Raw genomic sequence first — 26783 nt, 5'->3', positions numbered from 1 at the left:
TCTCCTTAGCTGCCGCGGCGAGGGTCTGTAGTCGAGGCCGACTCCCTCCCCGCGGAGCTTGGCGTCGCGTCGTCGGCCGTCCAGTCGGACACCTGCCAGACCCATCGAGGAGCCACGCACCATGGCCAACCGCCAGCAGCCCAGTTCCATGCCGGTCCACAAGTACGGTCGCTACGACCAGGTGGACATCCCGGACCGCACCTGGCCGGACCAGCGGATCACCGTCGCCCCCCGCTGGCTCTCCACCGACCTGCGAGACGGCAACCAGGCCCTGATCGACCCCATGTCGCCCGAGCGCAAGCGCCGGATGTTCGACCAGCTGGTCAAGATGGGCTACAAGGAGATCGAGGTCGGCTTCCCCGCCTCCGGCCAGACCGACTTCGACTTCGTGCGCTCGATCATCGAGGAAGAGGGCGCGATCCCGGAGGACGTCACGATCTCCGTACTGACCCAGGCCCGCGAGGACCTGATCGAGCGGACCGTGGAGTCCCTGAAGGGCGCGCGGCGCGCCACCGTCCACCTGTACAACGCCACCGCCCCGGTCTTCCGCCGGGTCGTCTTCCGCGGCTCCAAGGACGACATCAAGCAGATCGCCGTCGACGGCACCCGCCTGGTGATGGAGTACGCCGAGAAACTGCTGGGCCCCGAGACCGAGTTCGGCTACCAGTACTCGCCGGAGATCTTCACCGACACCGAGCTGGACTTCGCGCTGGAGGTCTGCGAGGCGGTCATGGACGTCTACCAGCCCGGCCCGGGCCGCGAGATCATCCTCAACCTGCCCGCCACGGTGGAGCGTTCGACCCCGTCCACGCACGCGGACCGCTTCGAGTGGATGCACCGCAACCTGTCCCGCCGCGAGTACGTCTGCCTGTCGGTGCACCCGCACAACGACCGCGGCACGGCGGTGGCGGCGGCCGAACTGGCGCTGATGGCCGGCGCCGACCGCGTCGAGGGCTGCCTGTTCGGGCAGGGCGAGCGCACCGGCAACGTCGACCTGGTCACCCTGGGCATGAACCTGTTCTCCCAGGGCGTCGACCCGCAGATCGACTTCTCCGACATCGACGAGATCCGTCGTACGTGGGAGTACTGCAACCAGATGGAGGTCCACCCGCGCCACCCGTACGTGGGCGACCTGGTCTACACGTCCTTCTCCGGCTCCCACCAGGACGCCATCAAGAAGGGCTTCGACGCCATGGAGGCCGACGCCAGGGCCAAGGGCGTCACGGTGGACGACCTGGAGTGGGCGGTGCCGTACCTGCCCATCGACCCGAAGGACGTCGGCCGTTCCTACGAGGCGGTCATCCGCGTCAACTCGCAGTCCGGCAAGGGCGGTGTCTCCTACGTCCTGAAGAACGACCACAAGCTGGACCTGCCGCGCCGGATGCAGATCGAGTTCTCGAAGATCATCCAGGCGAAGACGGACGCCGAGGGCGGCGAGATCACCCCGAAGGAGATCTGGTCGGTCTTCCGGGACGAGTACCTGCCCAACCCGGAGAACCCCTGGGGCCGCATCCAGGTCAGGACGGGCCAGTCGACCACCGACAACGACGGCGTGGACACCCTCACCGTCGATGCCACCGTGGACGGCGAGGACCGCGTGCTGACCGGTTCCGGCAACGGTCCGATCTCGGCCTTCTTCGACGCCCTGCACGCCATCGGCATCGACGTGCGCCTGCTGGACTACCAGGAGCACACGATGAGCGAGGGCGCCTCCGCGCAGGCCGCCTCCTACATCGAGTGCGCGATCGACGGCCAGGTCCTGTGGGGCATCGGCATCGACGCGAACACGACGCGTGCCTCGCTGAAGGCGGTCGTCTCGGCCGTCAACCGAGCCGCCCGCTGACCCACCCCCACCGGCGGTTTCCCGGCCCCGGTCGCCTCGCACGGCGGCCGGGGCCCCGTCGTTTCTCGGCCAGGGGGCCGCACAGGTCACGGATCGGTCTCGTCCGGGGTACTGACTCCGCCGCCCGATGTGGCTAACATCACGCCAGCGCGGCGATGGTGTCGTGCTCTAGGGAGGTGCGACGTGCTGCCAGTACGGGGACGAGACGGCCGTGACACCAGGGCTCTGCGCGTCCTGGGCACCCGCACCGCATGGACTCCCGTGGGCGACGGCGAGTTCTACTGCCCGGGCTGCGGGGGCGACCGCAACTACCAGCGGCTCACCGGGCGCCGCAGGCTCACCGTGTTCGGGGTGCCGGTGCTGCCGCGCGGCACGACCGGGCCCGTCGTGGAGTGCGCCGACTGCGGCCACCACTACGGCACCGAGGTCCTCGACCACCCCACCACCCGCCGCTTCTCCGCGATGCTCCGCGACGGCGTGCACACCGTGGCCCTCGCGGTGCTCGCCGCCGGCGGCACCGGCTCCCGGGCGTCCCTGGAGACGGCCTGTGCCGCGGTCCGCGCGGGCGGCGTCGACGACTGCACCGAGGAGCAGCTCGCCGCCCTGGTCGACGCCCTGGCCGCCGACACCGGCCGGGTGCTGGGCGAGCCCTGCGGCGCCAGCCTGACCATAGAGCTGCACGAGGCACTGGACCCGCTCGCCCCGCACCTGGCCCCGGCCGGACGCGAGGCCCTGCTCCTCCAGGGCGCCCACATCGCCCTCGCCGACGGCCCCTACACCCCCGCCGAGCGCGACGCCCTCACCACGGTCGGCGCGGCCCTGACCCTCCCGGCCGAGGACGTCACCCGGCTGCTGGCGGCCGCCCGGACGCCCTCCTGAGCGCCGGACCGCCCGATCAATGGCCCGAACGGAGTAAGGCGAGCCCGTCCCGGGCGGGCAGCATCACGGCGTGACACTGCCGCGCCGCGCCCTCCTCACCGGCCTCCCGTTCCTCGCCGCCCTCGCGCTCCCGGAACCCGCCCACGCCACGCCCCGCGGGCCCGCCGTGAGCCGCGCCTCCTCGCGGCCCTACGTCTCGGGCCGGGGCGGTTACGCCGCCTACCGCATTCCCGCGCTGGTCCGCACCCGGCGCGGCACGGTCCTCGCCTTCGCCGAGGGCAGGCGCGACGGCACCGGCGACAGCGGGGACATCGACGTCGTGCTGCGCCGCTCCACCGACGGCGGCCGCACCTGGGGCCCGCTCGCCGTGGTGGCCGCGGGGAACGGGAACACCCGGGGCAACCCGGCGCCCGTACTCGATCCGCGCAGCGGCGACATCGTCCTGGTGACCTGCGGCAACGCGGGGGACGTCAGCGAGGCGCAGATCATGCGCGGCGAGGTCACGGCGGCGCGGGGCCGCCGGGTGTACGTGCAGCGCAGCACGGACGACGGCCGCACCTTCACCCGGCCGCGGGACATCACGGACGCGGTGAAGCGGCCCGGCTGGCGCTGGTACGCGACCGGGCCGGGTCACGCCGTCGCCCTCACCCGGGGCCCGCGCTCCGCCGCGGGCGGCGCCCCCGGCCGCCTCCTGGTCCCCGCCAACCACTCCACCGCGCCGGCCCGGGGCTCGAAGGACACCGGCAGGGAGGCCCGGTACTACGCCGGTCACGCCCTCTACAGCGACGACGGCGGCACCACCTGGCACCTCGGCTACCAGGCCACCGGCCCCGCCGGGACCGTCAACGTCAACGAGACCAGCGCCACCCAACTGCCCGACGGGCGGGTCTACTTCAGTGCCCGTGACCAGAACGGCGGCGCCCCCGGCAACCGCCTCGACAGCTACTCCTCGGACGGCGGCGCCACCCTCGACCGCCCCTATGCCCCCCAGCCCACCCTGAAGGACGTGCCCGTCGTCCAGGGCAGCGTGCTCCAGCTCCAGGGGGACGGCGCCCCGCTGCTGTTCTCCGGGCCGTCCGTGCCGACCGCGCGGCGTGCCATGGCGCTGTGGTCCAGCACGGACGCCGGGCGTACCTTCACCCGCCTGGCCACCCTGTCCGACGGCCCGGCGGCCTACTCCGACCTGGTCCAGCTCGGACCGGGCACGGTCGGCGTCCTGTACGAGACGGGCCCCTACGACGCCCTGGAGTTCCGGCGGGTGACCGGGATCGGCGGTCACCCGCCCGCCGGCCGGTGAGTCCCCGGCGCGGGCCGCAGCGAGGGCAGGGTCAGCTGCCACCAGTCGGTGAGCCGGTCGGTGACGGTGGCCGCGCCCTCCAGCGCCTCGGTGAGCGAGCACAGGCCGAAGAAGGCGCGCACCAGGGCCCGCGCGGTGGGGGCGGGCCGGACGTGCGCGGCCACCTGGCCGGCCAGCCGGGCCTCGGCGAGCAGCCGGGTGGCGGCGGCGGTCCAGAGCGCGAAGGGGTCGGGCAGCGGGGCGTCGATGGTGGCGCGCTCGGCCCACAGTCGTGCGCCCGCGCGCGTCACCGGGTCCTCGGCGAGGGCGCGGGCGATGTCGTAGCTGAGGCCGACGAGGCGCTCCACCGGCGGCACGGCCCGGTCCGCGTACGCCGTGGTGAGCTGGGACCAGGTGGCGAACCGGTCCCGGACGACCGCGAGCGCGATGCCCTCCTTGCTGGCGTAGTGGAAGTAGACGGCGCCGCTGGTCCGGCCCGACCGTGCGCTTATGTCGTTGACGCTGGTACCCGCGTAGCCCTGTTCCGCGAAGAGCTGGGCCGCCGCCTCCAGGAGTGATCTGCGGGTTGCCTTGGCCCGTTTCTGCACCGTTTTCCCGCCCGCCCTCGTTCGGCTCTTCTGCTGCCACGAATGTAATGCGCCCGCGTACGCCCGGAGCAAACAGGAACCACCCTCTGGCGGTAATTACGTATTTCTTTCGAGGGTGAACGCGGTCGAGTGGTAAGGGGTGCGCTCCGCGCCGGCGTCGCATGACCCCCGCATATGCGCCAACTGTCATGCGTACAAGTCGATTTGGCGACACCGCGGGCGGCGGGCGGCCGGGCCGCTATACACCCGAAAGCCGTCGCCGTCGAGTCGCTCTATGGGGTTATTGCCTGATTTACCACCGCGAAAATAACGTAGTCATCGCTATCTTTCCGCTTCCTGCGGACAGCCGGGAATGTCGCACATCCCTTTCAAGCGAGGTGCATAGGAGGCCACTGTGACCACCACGGCCCAACTGCTCGACTGGTCGCCACGAGCCGTCGTCTTCGACTGCGACGGCACTCTGATGGACAGCGAACGCCATTGGCAGGAAGCCCGAAACCTGGCCTTCCGGGAATTCGGGCTCCAACCGCCACCCGGCTTCGCGGAACAGGCCAAGGGAGTGCACTACGCGGACTGCGGCCGGCTGATGGCCGAGTCGGTGCACAAGCCCGAGCTGACGGACGGCCTGACGGCGGCCCTCCTGGACCACTTCCTGGAGCTGGTCACCGACGACCCGGTGACCATGCCGGGCGCCGCCCACCTCGTCCGGCTGCTGGCCGGCCGGCTGCCGCTGGCCGTGGCCAGCAACTGCCCGATGGTGGTGGTGGAGGGCAGCCTGGAGCGGGCCGGGCTGCGCGGGTACTTCCAGCACATCGTCGTCCCGGACACCGGGGACGCCGAGGTGCGCCCCAAACCGTGGCCCGACGTCTACGACCTCGCGGCCCGCCTGTGCGGTGTCCCGCCGGAGGAGGCGCTGGCCGTCGAGGACTCCCTCACCGGCGTGGAGGCGGCCCGCACCGCCGGACTGAGGGTGCTCGGGGTCGGCCCCCGCCCGCCCGGCGACGGCGCGGAGCGGGCCGACCTGTGGCTGCCCTCGCTGCACACGCCCGAGCTGCTGACGTGGGCCGAGGCGCACTGAGGCGGGGTCACAGCAGCCCGGCGCAGGCGAGGAACTTGGCGACCTTCTCCGTCTCCTCGCCGGACAGCGGCACCTGCGGCTCGGCCGTGACCGGACAGTCGATCACGCCCCGCAGGTGCAGGGCCGCCTTGAACGCGCCGAGCGCGGAGGAACCGCCGCCCATCCGCGCCGGATCACCGACCGCCGTCAGCCCGAACAGCGCGCACAGCCGCTCCTGTTCGGCCCGCGCCCCCTCCCAGTCGCCCGCCCGGCACTGCCGGTACAGCCGCACGTACCCGTGCGGGTCGACGTTGGCGAGCCCCGGCACCGCCCCGTCCGCGCCCAGTGCCAGCGCGGCGTCGGCGATCAGTTCCGAGCCGGTGAGCACGCCGAAGCCGGGGTGGGTGCGGGCGCCGGTGACCAGCTCCCGGAAGGCCGCCAGGTCCCCGCTGGAGTCCTTGATCCCGGCCAGCACCCCGTCCCCGGCGAGGCCGAGGACCAGCTCGGCCGGGAGCTTGGTGTGCACGGCGACCGGGATGTCGTAGGCGATCACCGGCACCGGGCTCAGGGCCGCGATCCGGCGGTAGTGGTGCACGATCTCCGAGGGGTGGGTGCGGGCGTAGAAGGGCGCGGTGACCACCACCGCCCCGGCCCCGGCCGCCGTGACCGCCCGCACGTGGTCGAGGACCCGGGGGGTGGTCATGTCGATGGCCCCGGCCAGCACCGGCAGCTGCCCGCCCAGGTGCCCGGCGACCGTCTCGACCACCCGCCGCCGCTGCGCGTCCGTGAGGAAGGCCGCCTCCGATGTCGAGCCGAGCACGAAAAGCCCGTGCACCCCCGCCCCCACCAGATGGTCCACCAGCCGCAGCAGCGAGGGCACGTCCACCTCCCGTTCGGGCGTCAGGGGCGTGCAGACGGGCGGGACGACTCCGGTGAGCGGCGCGGGGAAGGTCATCGACGGCTCCTGCGGGCTGGGTCGGGGATCGAGGGGTCCTCCTCCCAGGATGGTGACAGGGCGAGCGGTGTGCCAGGCGCGACGCGGCCGGCCGCACGGGCCGGGTCCGTCAACCGGTCCCTCTCCCGACCCCTGGCCAACGCGCGTAGAAACGAGCATCATTGGCAGGCGCCAACGCGCGACCCCCGCACCGTTTCGTTCGTCGTTTTGTCATGCACGCGCCATAGATCGCGGTGCCCGTGATCTCCCCGTCGACGAAGGGACACAGCAATGGCTTGCGGATCCACCAGTCTTTGGGCAGGAGAGACCTCCTGGTTCTGCTGCGGCAGTTCCTGGGGACCCTGCGGCAGCACCGGAACCGGTGCCTGCGGCACCTGCCAGTCCGGCAAGAACATGGCCGCCTGGCCCAATCTCTCGGCGGCCTGCTGGAGCGTCACCAACCCGGCGGCCTGCGGCGAGAACATGCCCAGACGCGGCTGCGGTTCGGTCGTCAACGTCAAGCACCAGTGCTCCGGCGCCACGGTCTGCGTCACCCTCGCCGACTGCGGCCCCAACACCCAGATGTGGTGCAGCGAGCAGACCTGCTGCAACGGCGCCTGCCGCACCCACCGGGTCATCGACCTGACGCCCGCCGCCTACTCCGCCATCGGCAGCCTCAGCTCCGGGCTGCTTCCCGTCTACATCTACGAGTGAGGAGGGACCCCGTCATGAGCGAACGCCACGGACTCGACCGGCGCCGTCTGCTGACCAGCGCGGCGCTCGGCGGTGCCACCATCGTGGGCGCCTCCGCGCTCGGCGGCCTGGACGCGGACGCCGCCTTCGCCGCCCCCATGCCCTCCCTCGACCCGGCGGTCTCCACGTCGGTGTTCGTCGACGGGCGGGTCAGCCAGATCAGACGCGGCGTCCTCGACGTCGTCGAGGCGGACGGCACGCACCAGCTGATCCAGCTCACCAACGCCACCAGCATCTGGAAGCTGGAGACCGTCACCGCCGAGGCCGTCGAGGTCGGCGACGGCCTGTACGCGCGCGGTGTGCAGATGCCCGACGGCAGCGTGGCCGCCGACGCGGTCTGGGTGAACATCGTCAACCTCTACGTCACCGTCCGCGGCATCGAACGCTCCCGGCTGCATCTGAGCCACGGCCGCAACGCCGTGGTCGGCAACATCGTGGCGAAGAGGACCACCGCCTCCTTCCGCGGCGGCGCCCTCACCTCCGACCTCTCCCAGCTGCGGATCGGGCACCACGCGCAGGTGCTCGGCGCCTGGCGGCCCGCCGACGACAGCGTGGACATCGCCCGTATCAGCGTCGGGCACTGAGGCAGGGGGATACGGAAGTGAGCGCATCGCTCGCCATGAACATCGCCCCGCTGCTGCTCGGCGCCCTGCTCGCCGGCACCGGCGCGGCCAAGGCGTTCGGCCGGCAGGTCGCGGCGCAGGCGGCCGGCACCGTGCTGGTCCGCGTCCTGAACGACGGCCGCCGCGCCACGCTCGTCCTGCGGGCCACCGGCGTACTCGAACTCGTCGTCGCCGCCGTGCTGTTGGGAGTGCCGGCCACCCCGGTGCCCGGCGTCGCCGCCCTGGTCCTGGGCGTCGGCTTCCTCGGCTACCTCGGCTACGCCCGGGTCACCGCCCCGCGGTCGTCCTGCGGGTGCACCGCCCGCGGCAACGGCCCGATCACCTGGCGGGCCTTCGTCCGCGCGGGGCTGGTCGCGGCGGGCGGCGCCGCGGCGGTCGGAGCCCGCACGGCCTGGTGGAGCCAGGTGGTTCGCGACCCGGTGGCGTCGGTGCTCTTCCTCGCCGCCGTCACCGCCGTCCTGGTCGCGGTCTCCAGCGACCTCGACCACCTGTGGCTGGTCCCGCTGCGCCGGACGCGGCTGAAGGTCTTCGGGCACCCGCTCGCCCCGGGCCGGGACGACGAGGTGCCGGTGGCCGCCTCCGTCGAACTGCTGGAGCGCTCGCTGGCCTGGGTGGCCGCCGCCCCCGTCGTCCGCTCCGGGCTGATCGACCACTGGGAGTCCGACGGCTGGCGCTTCCTCCAGTACGCGGGGGTTCACGACCCGGAGGGCGCCGCGCGTCCGGTCACCGTGCTGTTCGCGGTGGACCCGCGGCAGACCAGGGACACCACCGACAACCCGGCGATCCGCGTCACCCTGATCGACGACCGGACCGACGAGCCGGTGCCGGCCGACCTGCTCGGCGCCCTGCCCACGGGCTGAACCGCGGGGCGCCGCCGGGTGCGACCGCACGGGCCGCCCGCTCCCGAACCGGGAAGCGGGCGGCCCCTGCGGGTCAGTGGGGCAGGCCGATGTACTGGCCCATGGCCGTCGCCGCGTGCGTGAAGAAGGCGGCCGGGTCCGCGGCCACGCCCGCGATGTGGCCGTTGACCTCGAAGCCGACCATGCCGTGCAGCTGGGTCCAGATGATCAGCATGCGGGTGATGACGGGAGCGGGCAGGCCGCTCAGCATGCCCTGGGCCAGCGGCTCGATCGTGCGGGCCATGCCCTCGGACAGCTCCGGCATGGGGACGTGGTCCACCGCGAGCCGTCCGGCCGCGAGCGCCTCGCGCACCAGGCCGAGCAGGACGAGTACGGTCCGGGCGCCCGCGACCATCGTCTCCGGCGGGGCGTCGTAGCCGGGCACGGGTCGGCCCCAGATCAGCACGTACTCCTCCGGGTGGGCGAGCGCCCACTCGCGCACGCCCTCGCACGTGGCGACCCAGCGGCCCAGCAGGTCGGCGCCCGCCTTCTCCGCGTCGGCCGCGGCCCGCTCCGCGCTGTCGCCCATGGCGTTGTAGGCGGCCAGGACGAGATCGGTCAGCAGGCTGTCCCGGTCGGGGAACCGCTCCGTTATCGACGCCGGGTCGAGTCCGGCGTCCCGGGCCAGTCCGCTCGGGTCGAGGTCGACCTGGTGACGAGCCGCCAGGCGACGGCCCGCCTCGGCCTTCAGGAGGTCGTGAGCATCGGAAGTCGTCATGATCCCGACCCTGCCAGAGGTCGTTGGGCGCGTCGATTACGTCCGGGGTAATGCGGCGCGAATGCGCCTAGTTCTGGCCGGTGACGGAACCGACGAAGGCCGCCCACGCGACCGGACCGATGAGCAGCACCGGCCCGGTGGGCAGCTTGCTGTCGCGGACGGGGACGGCACCGGGGACTCCGTCGGCGACTTCGAGGCAGTCTTCGCTGGCGTCACCGGTGCTGTAGGTGCTCTTGCGCCAACGTGCGTTGGTCAGCTCGTACTCACGCATCGTCTGTAGTCCTCCGCCGCCGACTGGATCAGGGCCAGGGACGCCTCCGGCGACAGCGCGGCGGCCCTGATGTGATCGTAAGACGCCCAGGTCCGCCTAACCAGCGTCGGATCGTCCAGGAGACTTCCCGAAGCCACGCCTTCTGTATAGATAGTTGGCGGTGCGTCCTCGAAGTTCATCAACTTCATCATCTTGCCCATGCGGGGGTGCGCCCCTGCCGCGAAGGGCAGCACCTGCATCGCCACCTTGCGCTCCCGCATCAGAGATGCGATGTACTCCAGCTGGTGTGCCATGACCGCCTGGCCGCCGACTGGGATGCGCAGGGCCGTTTCGTGGAGCACCGCCCAATACTTGGGGCGTGTAGCGTCCTTCAGGAGCCGTGTCCGGTCCATTCGTACGTTGACCAGATCCTCGATGTACTCGTCGGTGGCGAACGGATTGCCTGCCAGGAACACGGCACGTGCGTAGTCGGAGGTCTGGAGGAGTCCCGGGATCACCGTCGGCGCGTACTCGTAGATTTCCGTCGCGAGCCGCTCCAGCTCAACCACGTGTGCGAAGTAAGCCGCGTACGGCTGCTCCTTGATGAGCTTCTTCCACAGCCGTTCGAAAAAGCCGTCGGTTTGTAGGATCTCGTCGATCCGCTGGGCCACGTCCAACTGCGGTTTCCTGATCGCCTGTTCGAACTGGCCGATGTAGCCGCCAGAGACAAAGACCCGCACCCCCAGCTCCGCCTGGGTGAGCGCCGCGTTCTCCCGCCGCCGTTTCAGTTCCGCGCCGAAGAACTCCCATGCCGCCTGCCGTGAACCGTTGGCCATGGCCAACCCCCTTTGACTGACTCGTACTTGTAGGGCCTGGATGGTCGCCGAGTGTAGAGCCGGAGCGTCACCATGGATGTGCGAAGCGTGAAAACCGAAAGAAAAGGGGAGCGGTATGGCGAAGCATTCGGCGATGTGTGTCCAGGAGGCGGAGGACGCGGTGCAGGAATTGCGGGGCGCGCTCGCGAGCGCCGGAATCGTGTTGCCCTCACTCGGTCTCGACCCGGTGATGCTCGCCCGGGAGTCGCCCTGCCCGCTGGTGGAATTGGGGCGGTGTTCCGTGGACGTCGCACGGCGGCTCGCCGTCGTGGTCGCGGGGGTGGCGGGGTGAAACCGCCGCCGGTCGGGAGCCATGCCGTCGACACCGGGTCCGGACGGGTGGGGATCGTGATGGCGTACGAGGGGGCCGGCGTGTGGCTGCGGCCCTACGGCGGCGGGCGGGAGTGGGAGGCCGAGGTGGGGGCCGTGCGGGCGGCCAGTCCCGCCGAGCGCATCCGGGCGGAGACGGCGTACGTCAACGCCCGCAGCCGGGGCGAGGTGCCCTGACCCGCCGCCGTACGGGCGCCCGGCGCCGCCGCCACCGGCGGCCGGGCGCCCGCGCCCATGGGGGAGAATGGGGCCATGAGTCTGTTCCGCGACGACGGCATCGTGCTGCGCACCCAGAAGCTGGGCGAGGCGGACCGGATCATCACCCTGCTCACGCGCGGTCACGGGCGGGTACGCGCCGTGGCGCGGGGCGTGCGGCGCACGAAGTCGAAGTTCGGGGCCCGGCTGGAGCCCTTCTCCCACGTGGACGTGCAGTTCTTCGCGCGCGGCAGCGAGCTGGTGGGGCGCGGGCTGCCGCTGTGCACGCAGAGTGAGACCATCGCCCCGTACGGTGGCGGGATCGTCACCGACTACGCGCGCTACACCGCCGGTACGGCCATGCTGGAGACCGCCGAGCGGTTCACCGACCACGAGGGGGAGCCGGCCGTGCAGCAGTACCTGCTGCTGGTCGGCGCGCTGCGCACGCTGGCCCGCGGCGAGCACGCCCCGCACCTCGTGCTCGACGCCTTCCTGCTGCGCTCCCTCGCGGTCAACGGGTACGCGCCGAGCTTCGGCGACTGCGCCAAGTGCGGCATGCCGGGTCCGAACAGGTTCTTCTCGGTCGCCTCCGGTGGCTCCGTGTGTGCCGACTGCCGGGTGCCCGGGAGCGTCGTACCCTCGCCGGGGACCCTGGTCCTGCTGGGTGCGCTGCTTACGGGAGACTGGGAGACGGCCGACGCCGCCGAGGCGCGGTACGTCCGCGAGGGCAGCGGACTCGTCTCCGCGTACCTGCACTGGCACCTGGAGCGCGGGCTGCGGTCGCTGCGCTACGTGGAAAAGTCCTGAAAGCCGTCGAGAGTCACACGTCGTAAGGGGAGTCGGAGCACATGGTGGTACGCGGGATCCTGGGGCGCCAGCGGCGCGAGTACACGGCACCGGAGCCGCACCCCTCGGGCGCCCGTCCGCCGAAGCTGCCCGACGAGCTGGTCCCGGAGCACGTGGCGATCATCATGGACGGCAACGGGCGGTGGGCCAAGAAGCGGGGGCTGCCGCGCACCGAGGGGCACAAGGTCGGCGCCGAGCAGGTGCTCGACGTGCTCCAGGGGGCGATCGAGATCGGCGTGCGCAACGTCTCGCTGTACGCCTTCTCCACCGAGAACTGGCGGCGCTCGCCCGAAGAGGTCCGCTTCCTGATGAACTTCAACCGCGACTTCATCCGCAAGAGCCGGGACCAGCTCGACGGGCTGGGCGTGCGGGTGCGGTGGGTCGGCCGGATGCCCAAGCTGTGGAAGTCGGTCGCCAAGGAACTCCAGGTCGCGCAGGAGCAGACCCAGGACAACGACCGGATCACCCTGTACTTCTGCATGAACTACGGCGGCCGGGCCGAACTCGCCGACGCGGCACGGGCGTTGGCCGAGGACGTGAAGGCCGGGCGGCTCGATCCGTCCAAGGTGAACGAGAAGACGATCCAGAAGTACCTGTACTACCCGGACATGCCGGACGTGGATCTCTTCCTGCGGCCCAGCGGTGAGCAGCGGGTGTCCAACTACCTGCTGTGGCAGAGCGCCTATGCCGAGATGGTCTTCCAGGACGTGCTGTGGCCGGACTTCGACCGGCGCGACCTGTGGCGGGCCTGCGTCGAGTTCGCCTCCCGCGACCGGCGCTTCGGCGGGGCCATCCCGAACGAGGAGCTGCTGGCGATGGAGGGCAACACCCCCGCGTCGTAGGGGTGGCGCCGGGGGCGCGGCCGGGTCAGGGTCTTTCGTTTGGATCAGGCCGGGCTGATCCGGCCTGATCCAAACGAGAGGCCCTAGTCGCTCCGGTCCGCGCACTCCGCGCACGTACCGAAGATCTCGACCGTGTGGGCCACGTTCACGTAGCCGTGTTCGGAGGCGATCGCCTCGGCCCACTTCTCCACCGCCGGGCCCTCCACCTCGACCGCCTTGCCGCAGGTCCGGCAGACGAGGTGGTGGTGGTGCTCGCCGGTGGAGCAGCGGCGGTAGACGGACTCGCCGTCGGACGTGCGCAGGACGTCGACCTCGCCGGCCTCGGCGAGGGACTGGAGGGTGCGGTAGACCGTCGTGAGGCCGACGGAGTCGCCCTTGTGCTTGAGCATGTCGTGGAGCTCCTGCGCGCTGCGGAACTCGTCCACCTCGCCCAGTGCCGCCGCCACTGCTGCCCGCTGCCGGGTCGCGCGGCCCTTCACGGGCGGTCCAGCGGTCGTCACCGTTGCCTCCTCACGTCACACCCTGACCGGGCCATTGTGCCAGCCCGGACCGCCCGGGGTCAGGCGTTGATCTCCTCCCCGGCGCCTCGCGCGGCCGGAATCACGCACTCCGCCGGGTCCCCCGGGGGGCCGCCCGCACGGGCGCGCCGACGGGCCACGGGCGTGGCGAGCACGGCCAGGGCGACGAACGCGGCGATGGTCAGCAGGACGATCGTCGCGCCGGGCGGCACGTCCTGGTAGAACGACGTGATCGTGCCGCTCACCGTCACCGTCACGCCGATCGCCACCGCGATCGCGAACGTCGCGGCGAAGCTGCGGGTGAGCTGCTGGGCCGCCGCCACCGGGACCACCATCAGCGCGGAGACCAGCAGCAGGCCGACGACGCGCATCGCGACCGTGACCGTGACCGCCGCCGTGACCGCCGTCAGCAGGTTCAGCGCGCGCACCGGCAGGCCCGTCACCCGCGCGAACTCCTCGTCGTGGCTCACCGCGAACAGCTGGCGGCGCAGGCCCACGGTGACCACGACCACGAACGCGGCCAGCAGGCAGATCGCCAGCACGTCCGACCGGGAGACCGTGGACAGGGAGCCGAAGAGGTACGTCGTCAGGTTCGCGTTGGAGCCCGTCGGGGCCATGTTGATGAACATCACGCCGCCCGCCATGCCGCCGTAGAAGAGCATGGCGAGGGCGATGTCGCCGCGGGTCCTGCCGTACCAGCGGATCAGCTCCATCAGGAGGGCGCCCAGCACGGAGACCGCCGTCGCCATCCAGACCGGGGAGGCGGACAGCAGGAAGCCGAGGCCGACGCCGGTCATCGCCACGTGGCCGATGCCGTCGCCCATCAGGGCCTGGCGGCGCTGGACGAGGTAGATGCCGATGGCGGGCGCGGTGACGCCGACCAGGACGGCGGCGAGCAGGGCCCGCTGCATGAAGGCGTAGTTCAGGAAGTCCATCAGCTCAGCAGTCCCGTGCGGATCGGATCGGTGGTCCCGGGGGCGTGCGGGTGCACGTGGTCGTGGCCGGGGAGGGCGTGCTGGCCCACGGCCCGCGGGGGCGGGCCGTCGTGCAGGACGCAGCCGTCCCGCAGCACGACCGCCCGGTCGATCAGGGGTTCCAGGGGGCCGAGTTCGTGCAGTACGAGGAGGACCGTCGTACCCGCCTCCACCTGGGCCTTCAGCGTCCGCGCCAGGATCTCCTGGCTGGCCAGGTCGACGCCCGCCATCGGCTCGTCCATGATCAGCAGCTCGGGCCGGCCGACGAGCGCGCGGGCGATCAGGACGCGCTGGTGCTGGCCGCCGGAGAGGGCGGTCACCGCGTCCTTGGCGCGGTCCGCCATGCCGACCCGCTCCAGGGCGTCCCGTACCGCCTGCCGGTCGCCGCCGCGGAAGAGGCCGAAGCCGGTGCGGGCGAGGCGGCCGGAGGAGACGATCTCGGTGACCGTCGCCGGGACGCCGCCCGCGGCCGTGGTGCGCTGCGGCACGTAGCCCACGCGGGCCCAGTCGCGGAAGGCGCGCCGGGGAGTGCCGAAGAGTTCGACGGTGCCGGCGGTGACGGGCACCTGGCCGATGACGGTGCGGACCGCCGTGGACTTGCCCGAGCCGTTGGCGCCGAGCAGGGCGACGACCTCGCCGCGGCGGACGGCGAGGTCGATGCCGCGCAGGACGGGACGGCCGCCGAGGTCGGCCCGGACGCCGCGCAGGGATATGACAGGCTCGCTGGTCTCCATGGGATCTCCCGTCACTTGGCGCCCAGCGCCTGCTGGAGCGCCTTGAGGTTGGCGTTCTGGACGGAGAAGTAGTCCGTGCCGCGGGACTTGGCCGTGATGCCCTCGATCGGGTCCAGGACGTCGGTCTTCAGGCCCGCGTCGTGCGCGATGGTCTTCGCGGTCTTGTCGCTGACGAGCGTCTCGTAGAAGACGGTGGAGACGTGGTCGGCCTTCGCCATGTGCTCCAGGTCCCGCACGCGCGCGGCGCTGGGCTCGGAGTCCGGGTCGAGGCCGTTGATCGCCTCCTCGGTGAGGCCGTAGCGCTCGGCGAGGTAGCCGAAGGCGGCGTGCGTGGTGACGAAGACCTTGGACCGGGTGTGCGCGAGGCCGTCGCGGAACCGCCGGTCGAGGTCGTCGAGCTGCTTGACCAGGGCGGCGGTGTTCTTCTGGTAGTCCGCCGCGTGCTGGGGGTCGGCCTTCTCGAAGGCCTTGCCGACGCCCTGGGCGACCTGCGCGTAGCGCACCGGGTCCAGCCAGATGTGCGGGTCCTTGCCCGCCGATTCCTCGCCCGGCCGGTCGTCGTGCGCGGCCGCGTGGCCGCCGACCTCGTTGCCGTGCGCCTCCAGCGTGGTCAGGGAGGCGGCGTCGATCTTCGTCGGCACCGAGGACTGGGCGACCGCGTCGTCCACGGAGGGCTGGAGGTTCTTGAGGTAGAGGACGGCGTCGGAGTCGTCGATCGCGGCGATCTGCTTGGGGCTGATCTCCAGATCGTGCGGCTCCTGGCCGGGCGTGGTGAGACTGGTGACGTGGACGTGGTCGCCGCCGATCCGCTCGGCGAGGAACGACATCGGATAGAAGGACGCGATGACGTCGAGCCTGCCGTCGCCGGTCGCCCCGGAGCCGCTCCCCGAGCAGGCGGTGAGGGTGCCGGCACCGAGGACGGCGACGGCGGCGAGGGCGGCGGCGGACAGCGGACGTCGACGTATGTTCATGACAGTCATTTTCAACAAAAATGGAAACCGTTGTCAACAAGCCCCTGTGCGGGGTCCCAGGCGGGGGCCGATTTGGTCGTGGGGGAGCCTGCGCCGGTAACCTGAATCATTCGCTGGAAGCATCTCGCTTCAACGCCCGTCGTCGTAATGAAGAGAGCACCGTGGCCGCCGACAAGATCGACACCATCGTCAGCCTGAGCAAGCGCCGTGGCTTCGTTTTCCCGTGCAGTGAGATCTACGGCGGCCAGCGTGCCGCCTGGGACTACGGACCGCTCGGTGTCGAGCTGAAGGAGAACATCAAGCGTCAGTGGTGGCGCTACATGGTGACGTCGCGCGAGGACGTGGTCGGCATCGACTCGTCCGTCATCCTGGCCCCCGAGGTCTGGGTCGCGTCCGGCCACGTCGCCACGTTCACGGACCCGCTGACCGAGTGCACCGCGTGTCACAAGCGGTTCCGTGCCGACCACCTCGAAGAGGCCTACGAGGAGAAGAAGGGCCACGCCCCGGCGAACGGCCTGGCCGACATCAACTGCCCGAACTGCGGCAACAAGGGCCAGTTCACCGAGCCCAAGCAGTTCTCCGGCCTGCTGTCGACGCACCTCGGCCCGACCCAGGACAGCGGCTCCGTCGCCTACCTGCGGCCCGAGACCGCGCAGGGCATCTTCACCAACTTCGCCCAGGTGCAGACCGCCTCGCGCCGCAAGCCGCCGTTCGGCATCGCCCAGATGGGCAAGTCGTTCCGCAACGAGATCACGCCGGGCAACTTCATCTTCCGCACCCGTGAGTTCGAGCAGATGGAGATGGAGTTCTTCGTCAAGCCGGGCGAGGACGAGAAGTGGCAGGAGTACTGGATGGAGCAGCGCTGGGCCTGGTACACCGGGCTCGGTCTCCGCGAGGAGAACATGCGCTGGTACGAGCACCCGAAGGAGAAGCTCTCCCACTACTCCAAGCGCACCGCCGACATCGAGTACCGCTTCCGGTTCGGCGGCTCGGAGTGGGGCGAGCTGGAGGGCGTCGCCAACCGCACCGACTACGACCTCTCCTCGCACGCCAAGGCATCCGGCCAGGACCTGTCGTACTACGACCAGGAGAACCAGGAGCGCTGGACGCCGTACGTCATCGAGCCGGCGGCCGGTGTCGGCCGGACGATGCTGGCGTTCCTGCTCGACGCGTACGTCGAGGACGAGGCGCCGAACGCCAAGGGCAAGATGGAGAAGCGCACCGTGCTGCGCCTCGACCACCGTCTCGCCCCGGTGAAGGTGGCCGTCCTGCCGCTGTCGCGCAACGCCGAGCTGTCCCCGAAGGCCAAGGGCCTCGCGCAGGCGCTGCGGCAGAACTGGAACATCGAGTTCGACGACGCGGGCGCGATCGGCCGCCGGTACCGCCGGCAGGACGAGATCGGCACGCCGTACTGCGTGACCGTCGACTTCGACACCCTCGAGGACAACGCGGTGACGGTCCGCGAGCGGGACACGATGAAGCAGGAGCGTGTGTCGCTGGACCAGATCGAGGGCTACCTGGCCCAGCGCCTCGTCGGCTGCTGATCCCGGTCCTCTCCGGCCTCGCGCCCGCCCCCCGGTCGATCCGTTCGGCCGGGGGGCGGGCGTTTTCGCGCATCCGACGGGCCCCGCGTCCGGTCAGGGCGTGCCCGCCGCCTCGTCCCGCGGCACCCCGCCGAGCGGACGGGTGCCGTCCGGGGCGGTGACGCGGGGCCGTTCGAGGCGCAGGTCGCGCACCCCGGGCGCCAGCGCGGTGCCGGCGCAGACGACGGCGACCAGGACGGCCGCGGCCGCGAAGGGCGGCTCGGCGCCCCAGGCGTGCAGGGCGATCGGGGCCAGGATCACGCCGAGCGGCTGCGCGGCGAGCGAGACCAGCCAGTCGTAGGAGGCGACCCGGGCGAGCACGTGCGGCGGAATGGCCGTCTGCACCGCGGTCTGCCAGGTGGGGTTGAGGAAGCCGAGGCCCGCCATCGCGATGCCGTACCCGGCGACGAGCACGGGCACCGGTGCCGCGACGGCGAACAGGGCCAGGGGCAGGGCGTAGCTCGCCAGGACCAGGTTGCCGGCCAGGATCGGGCGCCGGGGCCGGGCCCGTCCGGCCACCAGCGAGCCGGCCAGCAGGCCGATGCCGCCCGCCTGGGTCACCGCGATCCACGTGCCCTGTCCGCCGAGCCGGGTGACCGCGACGAGCGGACCGAGGGTGAGCAGCACGTTGGCGGCGAAGTTCCAGGTCGCGTGTGCGATCAGGCTGATCCAGTACCAGTCCCGGGCGCGCACCTCGGCCCAGCCCTCGGCCAGTCCCGCGAGGACCGGGCGCCGGGTGCCGGCCGGCGCCGCCTCCCCGTCCAGCCGGACGAGCAGCATCATGGTCGCGCTGACCGCGAAGGCGGCCGAGTCGAGCACGAACACCCAGCCGGTGCCGACCGCCCAGATCGACGCGCCGGCCAGGGCGGGGCCCGCCAGCTGGGAGATGCTCTTGGCCACCCCCATGAGCGAGTTGGCCTTCTGCCGCCGCGCCCCCGAGCCGGGCACCGCGCGGATGACGAGCGGCGAGAGATTGGCGAGACCGACGGCCGAGGCGACCCCCGCCACCGCCTGGGCCACGGCGATCAGCGCGATCGAGGGGTGCGGACCGACCAGCTGGACGGCGACCATCGCCTGCGTCAGCACCCGGACCAGATCGGCGGCGAAGGCCACCCGGCGGGTGTCGTAGCGGTCGGCCAGCACGCCGGCCACGGGCAGCGTGAGCAGCCGTGCCCCCAGCGCGCAGCCGAGCACCACGGCCAGCGAGGTCGCCGAACCGGTCACCTCCACCACGGCGAGACTCAGCGCGGTGGGCACCAGCGCGTCGCTGAGCGTGGACATGGTGCGGCTGACGAAGAGGAGCCGGAAGTCACGTGAACGAAGAGGGTGAGTCACCCCGCAACTAAACACCTGGGCGTCACCGAGCAGGTCTCACCCGCCGCCCCCGGACCTCCGGATGCTCAACGGCCCTGGAGCGCCTTGACGTTGTCGCCGAAGGTCCAGTTCTTCGAGCCGTCCCAGTTGACGGACCAGTCCATCAGGCCCTTGAGGGACGTGCCGTAGTGCTGCCAGGACTGGGAGACCAGGGACGGGGACATGTAGCCGCCGCCCGCGCCGGGCTGCGCGGGCAGGCCCGGGACCTGCTTGTCGTAGGGCACCTTGATCGTCGTGCCCTGCACCACCAGGCCCTTGTTCAGGCAGTCGGTCTGGGCGGTGAAGCCCGCCACCGTGCCGGCCCCGTAGGAGTCACCGGAGCAGCCGTACATGCTGCCGTTGTAGTACTGCATGTTCAGCCACCACAGCCGGCCGTTGTCGGCGTACTTCTTGATGATCGGCAGGTAGGCGCCCCAGATCGAGCCGTAGGTGATGCTTCCGCCGGTGACGTACGCCGTCTCCGGGGCCATCGTCAGGCCGAAGCCGGCGGGCATCCGGGCCAGGATGCCGTCGATGATGCGGATCAGGTTGGACTGGGACGCGGACAGCTGGTTGATGTCGCCGCTGCCGGTCAGACCCGTCTCGATGTCGATGTCGACGCCGTCGAAGTTGTACTGCTTCAGGATCGGCACGATCGTCGAGACGAACTTGTCCGCCACGGCGGTGGAGTTGAGGTCGATGCCCGCCGTCGCGCCCCCGATGGACAGCAGCACCGTCTCGCCGGCGGCCTTCGCGGCGCACATCTCCGCGGGCGTGGGCACCTTCACCCCGGAGTCCATGCCGTCCTGCCACAGCGCCGTGTCGTCGGAGAGGATCACCGGGAAGGCCGCGTTGATCACGTTGTAGCCGTGGGCGGGGATGCGGGAGTCGGTGATCGGGGTCCAGCCGAAGGGCGGGTGGACCCCGTTGGCGGCGCCGTCCCAGTTCTCCCAGTAGCCCTGGAGCACCTTGCCGGCCGGGCGGGACTTCACCGCGCAGGTGTCGGCGGCCGCGGTGGCCGAGGCGGTGGTGGCGGCGGGGAGCTGGGTGAGGCAGGCGGTCGCGAGCGCGGCGGCGAGCAGGGACAGGGTGCGACGGAACATGCGGGGCCTCCCGGTGGGGTGCGGTGAGGTGCCGGAGTCGGGGTCTCGGTGGCTCGGGTCTCGGGTCTCGGGCGTGGGGTGTTCTGCGCATGACAGTGGTCTGGTCCACCTCGTTCGTCAATAGGTCTGGACCAAAGAGCCGTGAGGAGCGATGGCTGACGGATGACAGCTGACAGATATTGAAATCTGTCAGCTGTCATGCCATTCTTGAGGCATGACGACGACGATGCACACCCGCTCTCTCGGCACCACCGGTCCCCACGTCTCCGCCCTCGGCCTCGGCTGCATGGGCATGTCCGCGCTGTACGGCGACGCCGACCGCGCCGAGTCCATCGCGACCATCCACGCCGCCCTGGAGGCCGGCGTCACCCTGCTGGACACCGGCGACTTCTACGCCATGGGCCACAACGAGATGCTGATCGGCGAGGCCCTGCGCGCCGCACCCGCCGCGCGCCGCGAACAGGCCCTGGTCAGCGTGAAGTTCGGCGCCCTGCGCGACCCGGACGGCGGCTGGAGCGGCTACGACGGCCGGCCCGCCGCCGTGAAGAACTTCGCCGCCTACTCCCTCCAGCGCCTCGGCGTCGACCACATCGACGTCTACCGGATCGCCCGCATCGACCCGGACGTGCCGATCGAGGAGACCGTCGGCGCCATCGCCGAACTGATCGAGAAGGGGTACGTGCGGCACGTCGGCCTCAGCGAGGTCGGCGCCGACACCATCCGCCGGGCCGCCGCCACCGCGCCGGTCTCGGACCTCCAGATCGAGTACTCGCTGATCTCGCGCGGCATCGAGCGGGAGATCCTGCCGACCGTCCGCGAACTGGGCATCGGCGTCACCGCGTACGGCGTGCTGTCCCGCGGCCTGATCTCCGGCCACTTCGGCCGCGACCGGCAACTGGCCGCGAACGACTTCCGCGCCCACTCGCCCCGCTTCCAGGGCGAGAACCTCCAGCACAACCTGAACCTGGTCGACGCGCTGCGCGCGATCGCCGAGCGCAAGGGCGCCACCGTCGCGCAGACCGCCATCGCCTGGGTGCTCTCGCGCGGCACCGACATCGTGCCGCTGATCGGCGCCCGCACCCGCGAGCGGCTGGCCGAGTCGCTGGGCGCGCTGGAGGTCACCCTGGACGCGGCCGACCTGGCGGCGATCGAGGAGGCCGTGCCGGCGGACGCGGCGGCCGGCGACCGCTACCCGAGCGCGCAGATGGCACACCTCGACAGCGAGCGCTGATCCCGCCGCCGGGTACGGTCTAGAACATGGCACCGACCAGCGAGACCCTGACCGCCGAGCGCATCCTCGAAGCGACCGAGGAGGTGCTGCGCCGCCACGGCCCGGCCAAGGCCACCGTGGTGGACGTGGCCCGCGCGCTCGGCGTCAGCCACGGCAGTGTCTACCGGCACTTCCGCACCAAGGCCGCGCTGCGCGAGGCGGTCACCAAGCGCTGGCTGGACCGGACCTCGGAGAAGCTCGCCCGGATCGTCGACGCGACCGAGCGGGACCCCGCGGCCCGGCTGCGGGACTGGCTCACCGCCCTGTTCGAGGCCAAGCGGCACAAGGCGGGCGACGATCCGGAACTGTTCGCCACGTACACGGTGCTGACCGACGAGAACGGCGCGGTCGTCGGCGAGCACATAGCCGAACTGACCGCGCAGCTGACGCGCATCATCACGGAAGGAGCCGGGTCGGGCACCTTCGCGGTGCCCGACCCGGCGGTTGCGGCCCGGGCCGTCTTCCAGGCCACCGGTCGTTTCCACGATCCCTGCTACGCCAGGGAGTGGACCCGGCCCGGGGTCGGCGAGGAATTCACGGCCCTGGTGGACCTGTTGGTGCGGGGTCTCAGCTGACCCGGACGACGATCGCCGCGGACTGGACGCGGCCGTCGCGGGTCACCACGCGCACCGTCTCGGTGCCCCGGGCGGTGAACGTCCGGCGGATGGTGAAGGTGCCGTTGCGGTTGACGAGAGCCGTGGTGCGCAGGGTGGTCCAGTGGCCGTTCACCCGGCGCTGGAGGACCAGCGTGGTGCCGGCCCGGACGTCCCGGACGCGACCGGTGAAGGCCACGGCGCGGCCGCGCCGCACGGACACCTCACGGGTCGAGACGGTGATGGAGCCCCGCGTGACCGTGCGCGTCGGCCGCGGCGCCATGGTCTCGGTGCGCGTCGCCCGCGGGCGCTCGGTGCGGGTCGGCATCGGAGCCGTGCGGGTGCGCATCGGGCTCGGCGTCGTGGTGGACATGCCCGTGCGGGTCGGGCTCGGGGTGGGGGTCGGGGCGGCGAAGGCTGCAGCCGTACCGCCGGAGAGCAGCGCCACAGTGATGGCGCCGGTGCCCAGCGCACGGCCGTAGCGGTGGTGGCGGAGTACGGAGGTCATGGTTCTCTCCTGTCGCTCGATCGTCGCTCGATCGGACGTCATCCAGGCTGACCCGACTTCGCTCCGTCGGCCACTCGAAGCGCTGCGTAACCGCCCTCGGTGATCTGTGTACACGCAGGTCGGGGGCGTATTGCGGGAGTTTTCCGAAGGCCCTTTCCCGGCCCGGGGCGAGCGGGGGCGGCACCGACCCGGGTTGCGCCGTACGGCGGTGCCCGGGTAGTGGCCCGGTGACGCCCCGCGGGCGCCCCCGGTGCTCCGCGGGGCCGCCGCCCCCTCACGGACGGCTCTCGGACGTCTCGCGGATGCCCTACGGCAGCTCCCCGACCGCCCGCGGCAGCCGCAGTCCGAGCAGCCCCGTCAGCGCGATCCCGCCCACCTGCGCGAGCAGCGTGATCAGCAGGGCGTCGCGCATGCCCAGGTGCGGGACCAGCGCGAGGAACAGCGTGCCCAGCGTGGCCACGCCCAGGGCGAGCGCCGACTGCTGGGTGGTGACCATCACCCCGCCGCCCACCCCGGCCCGGGCCGGCGGCACCTCGGACAGCACGATCCGCATGACGTTGGGGAGTTGGAGCGCCTGACCGGCCCCGGCCACGGCCATCCCCGGCACCAGCGCGACCACGTCGAGGTGCGGCCACTGGCGCCACACGGTGAGCGCGATCAGCAGCACGCCGACGCCCTGGACGAGGGACCCGGCGCTGACCACCCGGGTGCCGTAGCGGCCGATCAGCCGGGGCCCGGCGAGCGAGGTGAACAGGAACACCACGGCCATCGGAGCCAGCGCGAGCCCGGCCGGCACCGGACCGAGCCGGGCACCCTGCTGGAGCGCCAGCGCGATCACGAACATGAAGCCGCTGAAGCCGACCGCGAACGGCACGATCAGCACCAGCCCGCGCCGCAGCGACGCCGGCCCCAGCAGGCTCGGCGGCACCAGCGGGGTCCGCCCCGCCCGGTCCGCCCGCCGCTCCACCAGCCAGAAGGCGGCCGCCGCGAACGGGAACGCGGCCAGCGACAGCCAGGTCCACAGGGGCCAGCCCGTCGCCTCGCCCTCGGTGAGCGGGGCGAGCAGCGTCAGCAGGGACAGCCCGAGCAGCACGGTGCCGGGCCCGTCCACGGGCTCCGGGTGCTGCGAGCGGGTCTCGGGCATCACCCGCACGGCCAGGACCAGCCCGAGGACCACCACCGGCACGTTGACCAGGAACACCGCCCGCCAGCCGGTCCCGGCGACGTCGGCGGCGACCAGGACCCCGCCGAGTATCTGCCCGGCCACCATGGCCAGACCGGCCGTGGCGCCGTACAGGCTCATCGCCCTGGCCCGGCGCGCGCCGCGGGTCGCGGACTGGATGGTGGCGAGGACCTGCGGCAGCATCGCGGCGGCCGCGGCGCCCTGCGCCACCCGCGCGGCCACCAGCGGCCAGGCGCCGGGCGCGAGTCCGCAGGCCAGCGAGGTCAGCCCGAAGGCCGCCATGCCGCCGAGGAACAGCCGGCGGCGGCCGAACAGGTCCCCGAGCCGGCCGCCGAGCACCAGCAGCACGGCGTACGCCACCCCGTACCCCGCGACCACCAGCTCCAGCACGGCCTCGCCCGCGTGGAGGTCCGCGCCCATGGTCGGCAGGGCCACGTTGACGATGAAGAAGTCGACCAGCGGCAGCGCCGCGGCCAGCAGAACGGTGAACAGTCCGAGCCCGCCGAGCGCGGGCGGCGCGGTCGCCCGGCGTACGGCGTCGGCGGTGATGGTCTCACTCATGCCACCGAGCCTGCGGCCCGGCCCAGACGGGTACCAGAGTGTTCTCATCCTGGTACCAGCACCACCTGGAAACAGGATGGCCGCACCGGCACCCTGGAACCATGACGAGCACGGTCACCGTCCGGCAGCAGGACGCCGCCGCCGCGGGCGCGGAGATCCGGCGGCACGAACTGGCCGCCTTCCTGCGCAGCCGGCGCGAGCGCATCAGCCCCGAGCAGGTCGGGCTGCCGCGCGGCCCCCGCCGGCGCACGCCGGGGCTGCGCCGCGAGGAGGTGGCGCACCTGTCCGCGGTCGGCGTCACCTGGTACACCTGGCTCGAACAGGCCCGCAACATCCAGGTCTCCGTGCAGGTGCTCGACGCCCTCGCGCGCACCCTGCGGCTCGACGCCGGCGAGCGCGCCCACCTGTTCCAGCTGGCCGGCGCCAACGACCCGTCGCCCGCGGCGAGTTGTTCGAGCGTCACCCCGGCGATCCGGGAGCTGCTGGAGCGCCTCGAACCGGTCCCGGCCGCCGTGCAGAACAGCCGGTACGACATCGTCGCCTACAACCGGACCTACGGCCGCCTCATGGGCGACCTGGACGCGATCCCGCCCGAGGACCGCAACTGCGTGCTGCTCGCCTACACCAACGCCGACTGGCAGGCGGCGATCGTGCACCTGGAGGAGAGCCAGCGGCTGATGGCCGCCCGGCTGCGCGCCTCCCTCGCCGGTCATCTCGGGGAGCCCGCCTGGAAGATGCTGCTTGCGCGGCTGGAGGAGTCGCCGGTGTTCCGGGAGCACTGGGAGCGCTACGAGGTGGTGCGCCACCGCTCCAGGACCAAGGAGTTCCTCAACCCCTACGTGGGCCACCTGACGCTGGAGCACACCGATCTGTGGCTGGCCCCCGAGGCGGGCTTCCGGATGGTGACGTACACGCCGGGCAACGAGGTGTCGCGGGAGCGCCTGGAGCGGCTCCACCTGCTGGCGCGGGGGAGTTGAACGGTCCCCCGGGTACGGGTGGGCTTTCGGTAAAAGGTTCGACATCTACGGTTCAACAGGGTTGTCCTGTGCATGACCCGCCCGATGGGATGCGCACGACCACTTCGGTCGACACCGCATCTCTCAGGGGACTTCATGCACATAGCCCGTACCGGGCGAGGCGTCGCGGCCGCCACCGCGACCGCCGCCGCTCTCGTCGCCGCCGCGCTGGCCACCGCCGCCCCCGCAGGCGTCGCCGCCGCCCCCGCCGCCGTGCCGCACACCTTCGCGGCTCCGGCCGTCGCCGGGCACACCCTGGCCCACGACGTGGACAGCCCGATCTCCATCGCGCAGTGCCAGGCCAAGTGGCACATCAACTGCTACACGCCGTTGCAGTACCGCACCGCGTACCACCTCGACTCGCTGTACCGCAAGGGCGTCACCGGCAAGGGGCGCACGATCGTCATCGTCGACTCGTTCGGCTCCCCGACGATCCAGCACGACCTGGACGTCTACAGCAAGCAGTTCGGCATGCCGAGCACCAAGGTCGACGTGGTCAAGTGGGGCAAGGTGCCCCCCTTCGACCCGAAGAACTCCGACATGACGGGCTGGGCCGGCGAGTCCACCCTGGACGTCGAGATGGCGCACGCGGTGGCGCCGGGCGCGAAGATCGTCCTGGTGGAGACCGGCGTCGCCGAGACCGAGGGCGTCACCGGTCTGCCGGAGATGATGAGCGCCGAGAAGTCCCTGATCGACCACGGTGTCGGCGACGTCATCACGCAGAGCTTCGGCGCGACGGAGAACACCTTCCCGGGCTTCGGCAAGGGCGACTTCTCCAGCATCCGCAACCTGCGGTACGCCTTCGAGGACGCGGCCCGCAAGCACGTGACCGTGCTCGCCTCCTCCGGCGACGGCGGCGCCACCGACAGCACCGCGGACGGCAAGGGCTACTACAAGGAGCGGGTCAACTCCTGGCCCTCCGCCGACCCGCTGGTGACCTCCGTCGGCGGCACCCAGCTGCACCTGGACGAGCAGGGCAAGCGGATCGCGCCGGACAGCGTCTACAACGACTACGGCGCGGGCGGCGGCGGCCAGTCCCACGTTTTCACCCGGCCGGACTTCCAGAACGGGGTGAAGAAGGTCGTCGGCAGCCGCCGCGGCACCCCGGACGTCTCGATGGCCGCCGCGGTCAACGGCGGGGCCTGGGTGTACTCCAGCTACGACCCGACCGCGGTCGGCTGGGACGTCTACGGCGGCACCAGCGAGGCCAGCCCGCTCTTCTCGGGCATCGTGGCCCTCGCCGACCAGGTGGCCGGACACCGCGTGGGCGACATCAACGCGGCGCTCTACAGCCTGGCCAAGCACAAGGGCACCGGCATCGTGGACGTCAACGACGGTACGGACAACAGCTACCAGGGCGTCACCGGCTACAAGGCCGTCGACGGCTACGACATGGCCACCGGCGTCGGCACGGTGGACGCGCCCGCCTTCGTCGCGGCGCTGGCGAAGGCCTCCCGCCACTGAGGCGCAGCCCTCGGACACGAGTGA

Annotated in this window: 29 protein-coding genes; 16 read left to right on the top strand and 13 right to left on the bottom strand. The window is 71.9% G+C overall.

The annotated features are described in order from the left end of the window. The first annotated feature begins 121 nt into the window (after positions 1 to 121). From leuA to BLW85_RS14380, 3 genes are all read left to right on the top strand, one after another. Positions 122 to 1843, top strand: a complete 1722-nt coding sequence (leuA, locus tag BLW85_RS14390) for a 2-isopropylmalate synthase (RefSeq protein ID WP_074992259.1) — start codon at positions 122 to 124, stop codon at positions 1841 to 1843. A 183-nt stretch (positions 1844 to 2026) separates the two neighbouring features. Further along, positions 2027 to 2722, top strand: coding sequence for a TerB family tellurite resistance protein (locus tag BLW85_RS14385; RefSeq protein ID WP_070027015.1), 696 nt, complete (start codon positions 2027 to 2029; stop codon positions 2720 to 2722). A gap of 70 nt (positions 2723 to 2792) precedes the next feature. Beyond that, a complete protein-coding gene (locus BLW85_RS14380; protein WP_074992258.1) occupies positions 2793 to 4019 on the top strand; it encodes a sialidase family protein in 1227 nt (408 codons plus the stop codon). Here BLW85_RS14380 and BLW85_RS14375 read toward each other — a convergent pair. Further along, entirely contained in the window at positions 3998 to 4606 is a 609-nt protein-coding gene (locus BLW85_RS14375) for a ScbR family autoregulator-binding transcription factor (protein WP_070025161.1), read from the bottom strand. The genes BLW85_RS14380 and BLW85_RS14375 overlap by 22 nt on opposite strands. A gap of 394 nt (positions 4607 to 5000) precedes the next feature. Here BLW85_RS14375 and BLW85_RS14370 point away from each other — a divergent pair, with 394 nt between their 5' ends. Beyond that, positions 5001 to 5684 carry an HAD family hydrolase gene (locus BLW85_RS14370; RefSeq protein ID WP_074992257.1) on the top strand — a complete coding sequence of 228 codons (684 nt, stop codon included), beginning with the start codon at positions 5001 to 5003 and terminating at the stop codon, positions 5682 to 5684. A 7-nt stretch (positions 5685 to 5691) separates the two neighbouring features. Here BLW85_RS14370 and BLW85_RS14365 read toward each other — a convergent pair whose 3' ends face one another. Then, positions 5692 to 6618: a dihydrodipicolinate synthase family protein gene (locus BLW85_RS14365; RefSeq protein WP_074992256.1), complete on the bottom strand. Its 927-nt coding sequence runs from the start codon at positions 6616 to 6618 to the stop codon at positions 5692 to 5694. A 270-nt stretch (positions 6619 to 6888) separates the two neighbouring features. Here BLW85_RS14365 and BLW85_RS14360 point away from each other — a divergent pair, with 270 nt between their 5' ends. Genes BLW85_RS14360 through BLW85_RS14350 form a run of 3 tightly spaced genes read left to right on the top strand, consistent with a single transcriptional unit; the run spans position 6889 to position 8833 of the window. After that, positions 6889 to 7311, top strand: coding sequence for an RlpA-like double-psi beta-barrel domain-containing protein (locus tag BLW85_RS14360; protein ID WP_074992255.1), 423 nt, complete (start codon positions 6889 to 6891; stop codon positions 7309 to 7311). A 14-nt stretch (positions 7312 to 7325) separates the two neighbouring features. Beyond that, complete coding sequence (locus BLW85_RS14355) at positions 7326 to 7934, top strand: cell wall protein (protein ID WP_074992254.1); 609 nt, start codon at positions 7326 to 7328, stop codon at positions 7932 to 7934. Positions 7935 to 7951: 17 nt separating this feature from the next. Continuing rightward, the gene (locus BLW85_RS14350; RefSeq protein WP_244174860.1) at positions 7952 to 8833 is read left to right on the top strand and encodes a MauE/DoxX family redox-associated membrane protein; all 882 of its coding nucleotides are present in this window, start codon (positions 7952 to 7954) and stop codon (positions 8831 to 8833) included. Between the two features lie 73 nt (positions 8834 to 8906). Here the strand turns inward: BLW85_RS14350 and BLW85_RS14345 are convergent, their stop codons facing one another. From BLW85_RS14345 to BLW85_RS14335, 3 genes are all read right to left on the bottom strand, one after another. Beyond that, positions 8907 to 9590, bottom strand: coding sequence for a TetR-like C-terminal domain-containing protein (locus BLW85_RS14345; RefSeq protein WP_074992252.1), 684 nt, complete (start codon positions 9588 to 9590; stop codon positions 8907 to 8909). Between the two features lie 67 nt (positions 9591 to 9657). After that, entirely contained in the window at positions 9658 to 9861 is a 204-nt protein-coding gene (locus tag BLW85_RS14340) for a DUF397 domain-containing protein (protein WP_074992251.1), read from the bottom strand. Further along, on the bottom strand, positions 9843 to 10676 hold the full coding sequence (locus tag BLW85_RS14335; RefSeq protein ID WP_074992250.1) for a helix-turn-helix domain-containing protein: 834 nt from the start codon (positions 10674 to 10676) through the stop codon (positions 9843 to 9845). The genes BLW85_RS14340 and BLW85_RS14335 overlap by 19 nt, the downstream gene beginning before the upstream one ends. A 115-nt stretch (positions 10677 to 10791) precedes the next feature. Here BLW85_RS14335 and BLW85_RS14330 point away from each other — a divergent pair, with 115 nt between their 5' ends. From BLW85_RS14330 to BLW85_RS14320, 4 genes are all read left to right on the top strand, one after another. Beyond that, positions 10792 to 11007, top strand: a complete 216-nt coding sequence (locus BLW85_RS14330) for a hypothetical protein (protein ID WP_070025171.1) — start codon at positions 10792 to 10794, stop codon at positions 11005 to 11007. After that, positions 11004 to 11222, top strand: a complete 219-nt coding sequence (locus BLW85_RS39390; RefSeq protein ID WP_070025172.1) for a hypothetical protein — start codon at positions 11004 to 11006, stop codon at positions 11220 to 11222. Before BLW85_RS14330 ends, BLW85_RS39390 begins: the two co-directional genes overlap by 4 nt. A gap of 75 nt (positions 11223 to 11297) precedes the next feature. After that, complete coding sequence (recO, locus tag BLW85_RS14325) at positions 11298 to 12047, top strand: DNA repair protein RecO (RefSeq protein WP_070025173.1); 750 nt, start codon at positions 11298 to 11300, stop codon at positions 12045 to 12047. A gap of 41 nt (positions 12048 to 12088) precedes the next feature. After that, positions 12089 to 12928: an isoprenyl transferase gene (locus BLW85_RS14320; protein ID WP_070025174.1), complete on the top strand. Its 840-nt coding sequence runs from the start codon at positions 12089 to 12091 to the stop codon at positions 12926 to 12928. Positions 12929 to 13011: 83 nt separating this feature from the next. On the opposite strand, the gene BLW85_RS14315 is transcribed toward BLW85_RS14320, so the two are convergent. The 4 genes from BLW85_RS14315 to BLW85_RS14300 are packed head-to-tail and all read right to left on the bottom strand — an operon-like array spanning position 13012 to position 16125. Beyond that, complete coding sequence (locus BLW85_RS14315; protein ID WP_070025175.1) at positions 13012 to 13428, bottom strand: Fur family transcriptional regulator; 417 nt, start codon at positions 13426 to 13428, stop codon at positions 13012 to 13014. Between the two features lie 59 nt (positions 13429 to 13487). Then, positions 13488 to 14381, bottom strand: coding sequence for a metal ABC transporter permease (locus BLW85_RS14310; RefSeq protein WP_070025176.1), 894 nt, complete (start codon positions 14379 to 14381; stop codon positions 13488 to 13490). Continuing rightward, complete coding sequence (locus BLW85_RS14305; RefSeq protein ID WP_074992249.1) at positions 14381 to 15154, bottom strand: metal ABC transporter ATP-binding protein; 774 nt, start codon at positions 15152 to 15154, stop codon at positions 14381 to 14383. The genes BLW85_RS14310 and BLW85_RS14305 overlap by 1 nt, the downstream gene beginning before the upstream one ends. An 11-nt stretch (positions 15155 to 15165) precedes the next feature. Then, entirely contained in the window at positions 15166 to 16125 is a 960-nt protein-coding gene (locus tag BLW85_RS14300; protein ID WP_074992248.1) for a metal ABC transporter substrate-binding protein, read from the bottom strand. 161 nt (positions 16126 to 16286) lie between these two features. On the opposite strand from BLW85_RS14300, the gene BLW85_RS14295 reads away from it, so the two are divergent. Further along, on the top strand, positions 16287 to 17669 hold the full coding sequence (locus tag BLW85_RS14295) for a glycine--tRNA ligase (RefSeq protein WP_070025179.1): 1383 nt from the start codon (positions 16287 to 16289) through the stop codon (positions 17667 to 17669). A 93-nt stretch (positions 17670 to 17762) separates the two neighbouring features. On the opposite strand, the gene BLW85_RS14290 is transcribed toward BLW85_RS14295, so the two are convergent. Together BLW85_RS14290 and BLW85_RS14285 are read right to left on the bottom strand one after the other, a co-directional pair. Next, positions 17763 to 19043 (bottom strand): MFS transporter, encoded by a 1281-nt coding sequence (locus BLW85_RS14290; protein ID WP_074992247.1) that lies wholly within the window; start codon positions 19041 to 19043, stop codon positions 17763 to 17765. Between the two features lie 65 nt (positions 19044 to 19108). Next, complete coding sequence (locus BLW85_RS14285) at positions 19109 to 20164, bottom strand: chitinase (RefSeq protein WP_074992246.1); 1056 nt, start codon at positions 20162 to 20164, stop codon at positions 19109 to 19111. Positions 20165 to 20378: 214 nt separating this feature from the next. Here BLW85_RS14285 and BLW85_RS14280 point away from each other — a divergent pair, with 214 nt between their 5' ends. After that, positions 20379 to 21395 carry an aldo/keto reductase gene (locus BLW85_RS14280; protein ID WP_070025182.1) on the top strand — a complete coding sequence of 339 codons (1017 nt, stop codon included), beginning with the start codon at positions 20379 to 20381 and terminating at the stop codon, positions 21393 to 21395. A 26-nt stretch (positions 21396 to 21421) separates the two neighbouring features. Then, on the top strand, positions 21422 to 22009 hold the full coding sequence (locus BLW85_RS14275; protein ID WP_070025183.1) for a TetR/AcrR family transcriptional regulator: 588 nt from the start codon (positions 21422 to 21424) through the stop codon (positions 22007 to 22009). Here BLW85_RS14275 and BLW85_RS14270 read toward each other — a convergent pair. After that, entirely contained in the window at positions 22002 to 22535 is a 534-nt protein-coding gene (locus tag BLW85_RS14270) for a hypothetical protein (protein ID WP_074992245.1), read from the bottom strand. The two genes, BLW85_RS14275 and BLW85_RS14270, sit on opposite strands and share 8 nt — an antisense overlap. Before the next feature lie 307 nt (positions 22536 to 22842). Continuing rightward, on the bottom strand, positions 22843 to 24279 hold the full coding sequence (locus BLW85_RS14265; protein WP_070025185.1) for an MFS transporter: 1437 nt from the start codon (positions 24277 to 24279) through the stop codon (positions 22843 to 22845). A 101-nt stretch (positions 24280 to 24380) separates the two neighbouring features. On the opposite strand from BLW85_RS14265, the gene BLW85_RS14260 reads away from it, so the two are divergent. Together BLW85_RS14260 and BLW85_RS14255 are read left to right on the top strand one after the other, a co-directional pair. Continuing rightward, positions 24381 to 25256 carry a helix-turn-helix transcriptional regulator gene (locus tag BLW85_RS14260; protein WP_074992244.1) on the top strand — a complete coding sequence of 292 codons (876 nt, stop codon included), beginning with the start codon at positions 24381 to 24383 and terminating at the stop codon, positions 25254 to 25256. A gap of 135 nt (positions 25257 to 25391) precedes the next feature. Continuing rightward, complete coding sequence (locus BLW85_RS14255) at positions 25392 to 26759, top strand: S53 family peptidase (protein WP_074992243.1); 1368 nt, start codon at positions 25392 to 25394, stop codon at positions 26757 to 26759. Positions 26760 to 26783: the final 24 nt, after the last annotated feature.

Source organism: Streptomyces misionensis (assembly GCF_900104815.1).
Lineage (GTDB): Bacteria > Actinomycetota > Actinomycetes > Streptomycetales > Streptomycetaceae > Streptomyces > Streptomyces misionensis.
The sequence above is the reverse complement of the archived record's forward strand: the minus strand, read 5'-3'. Positions and strand labels throughout refer to the sequence as shown.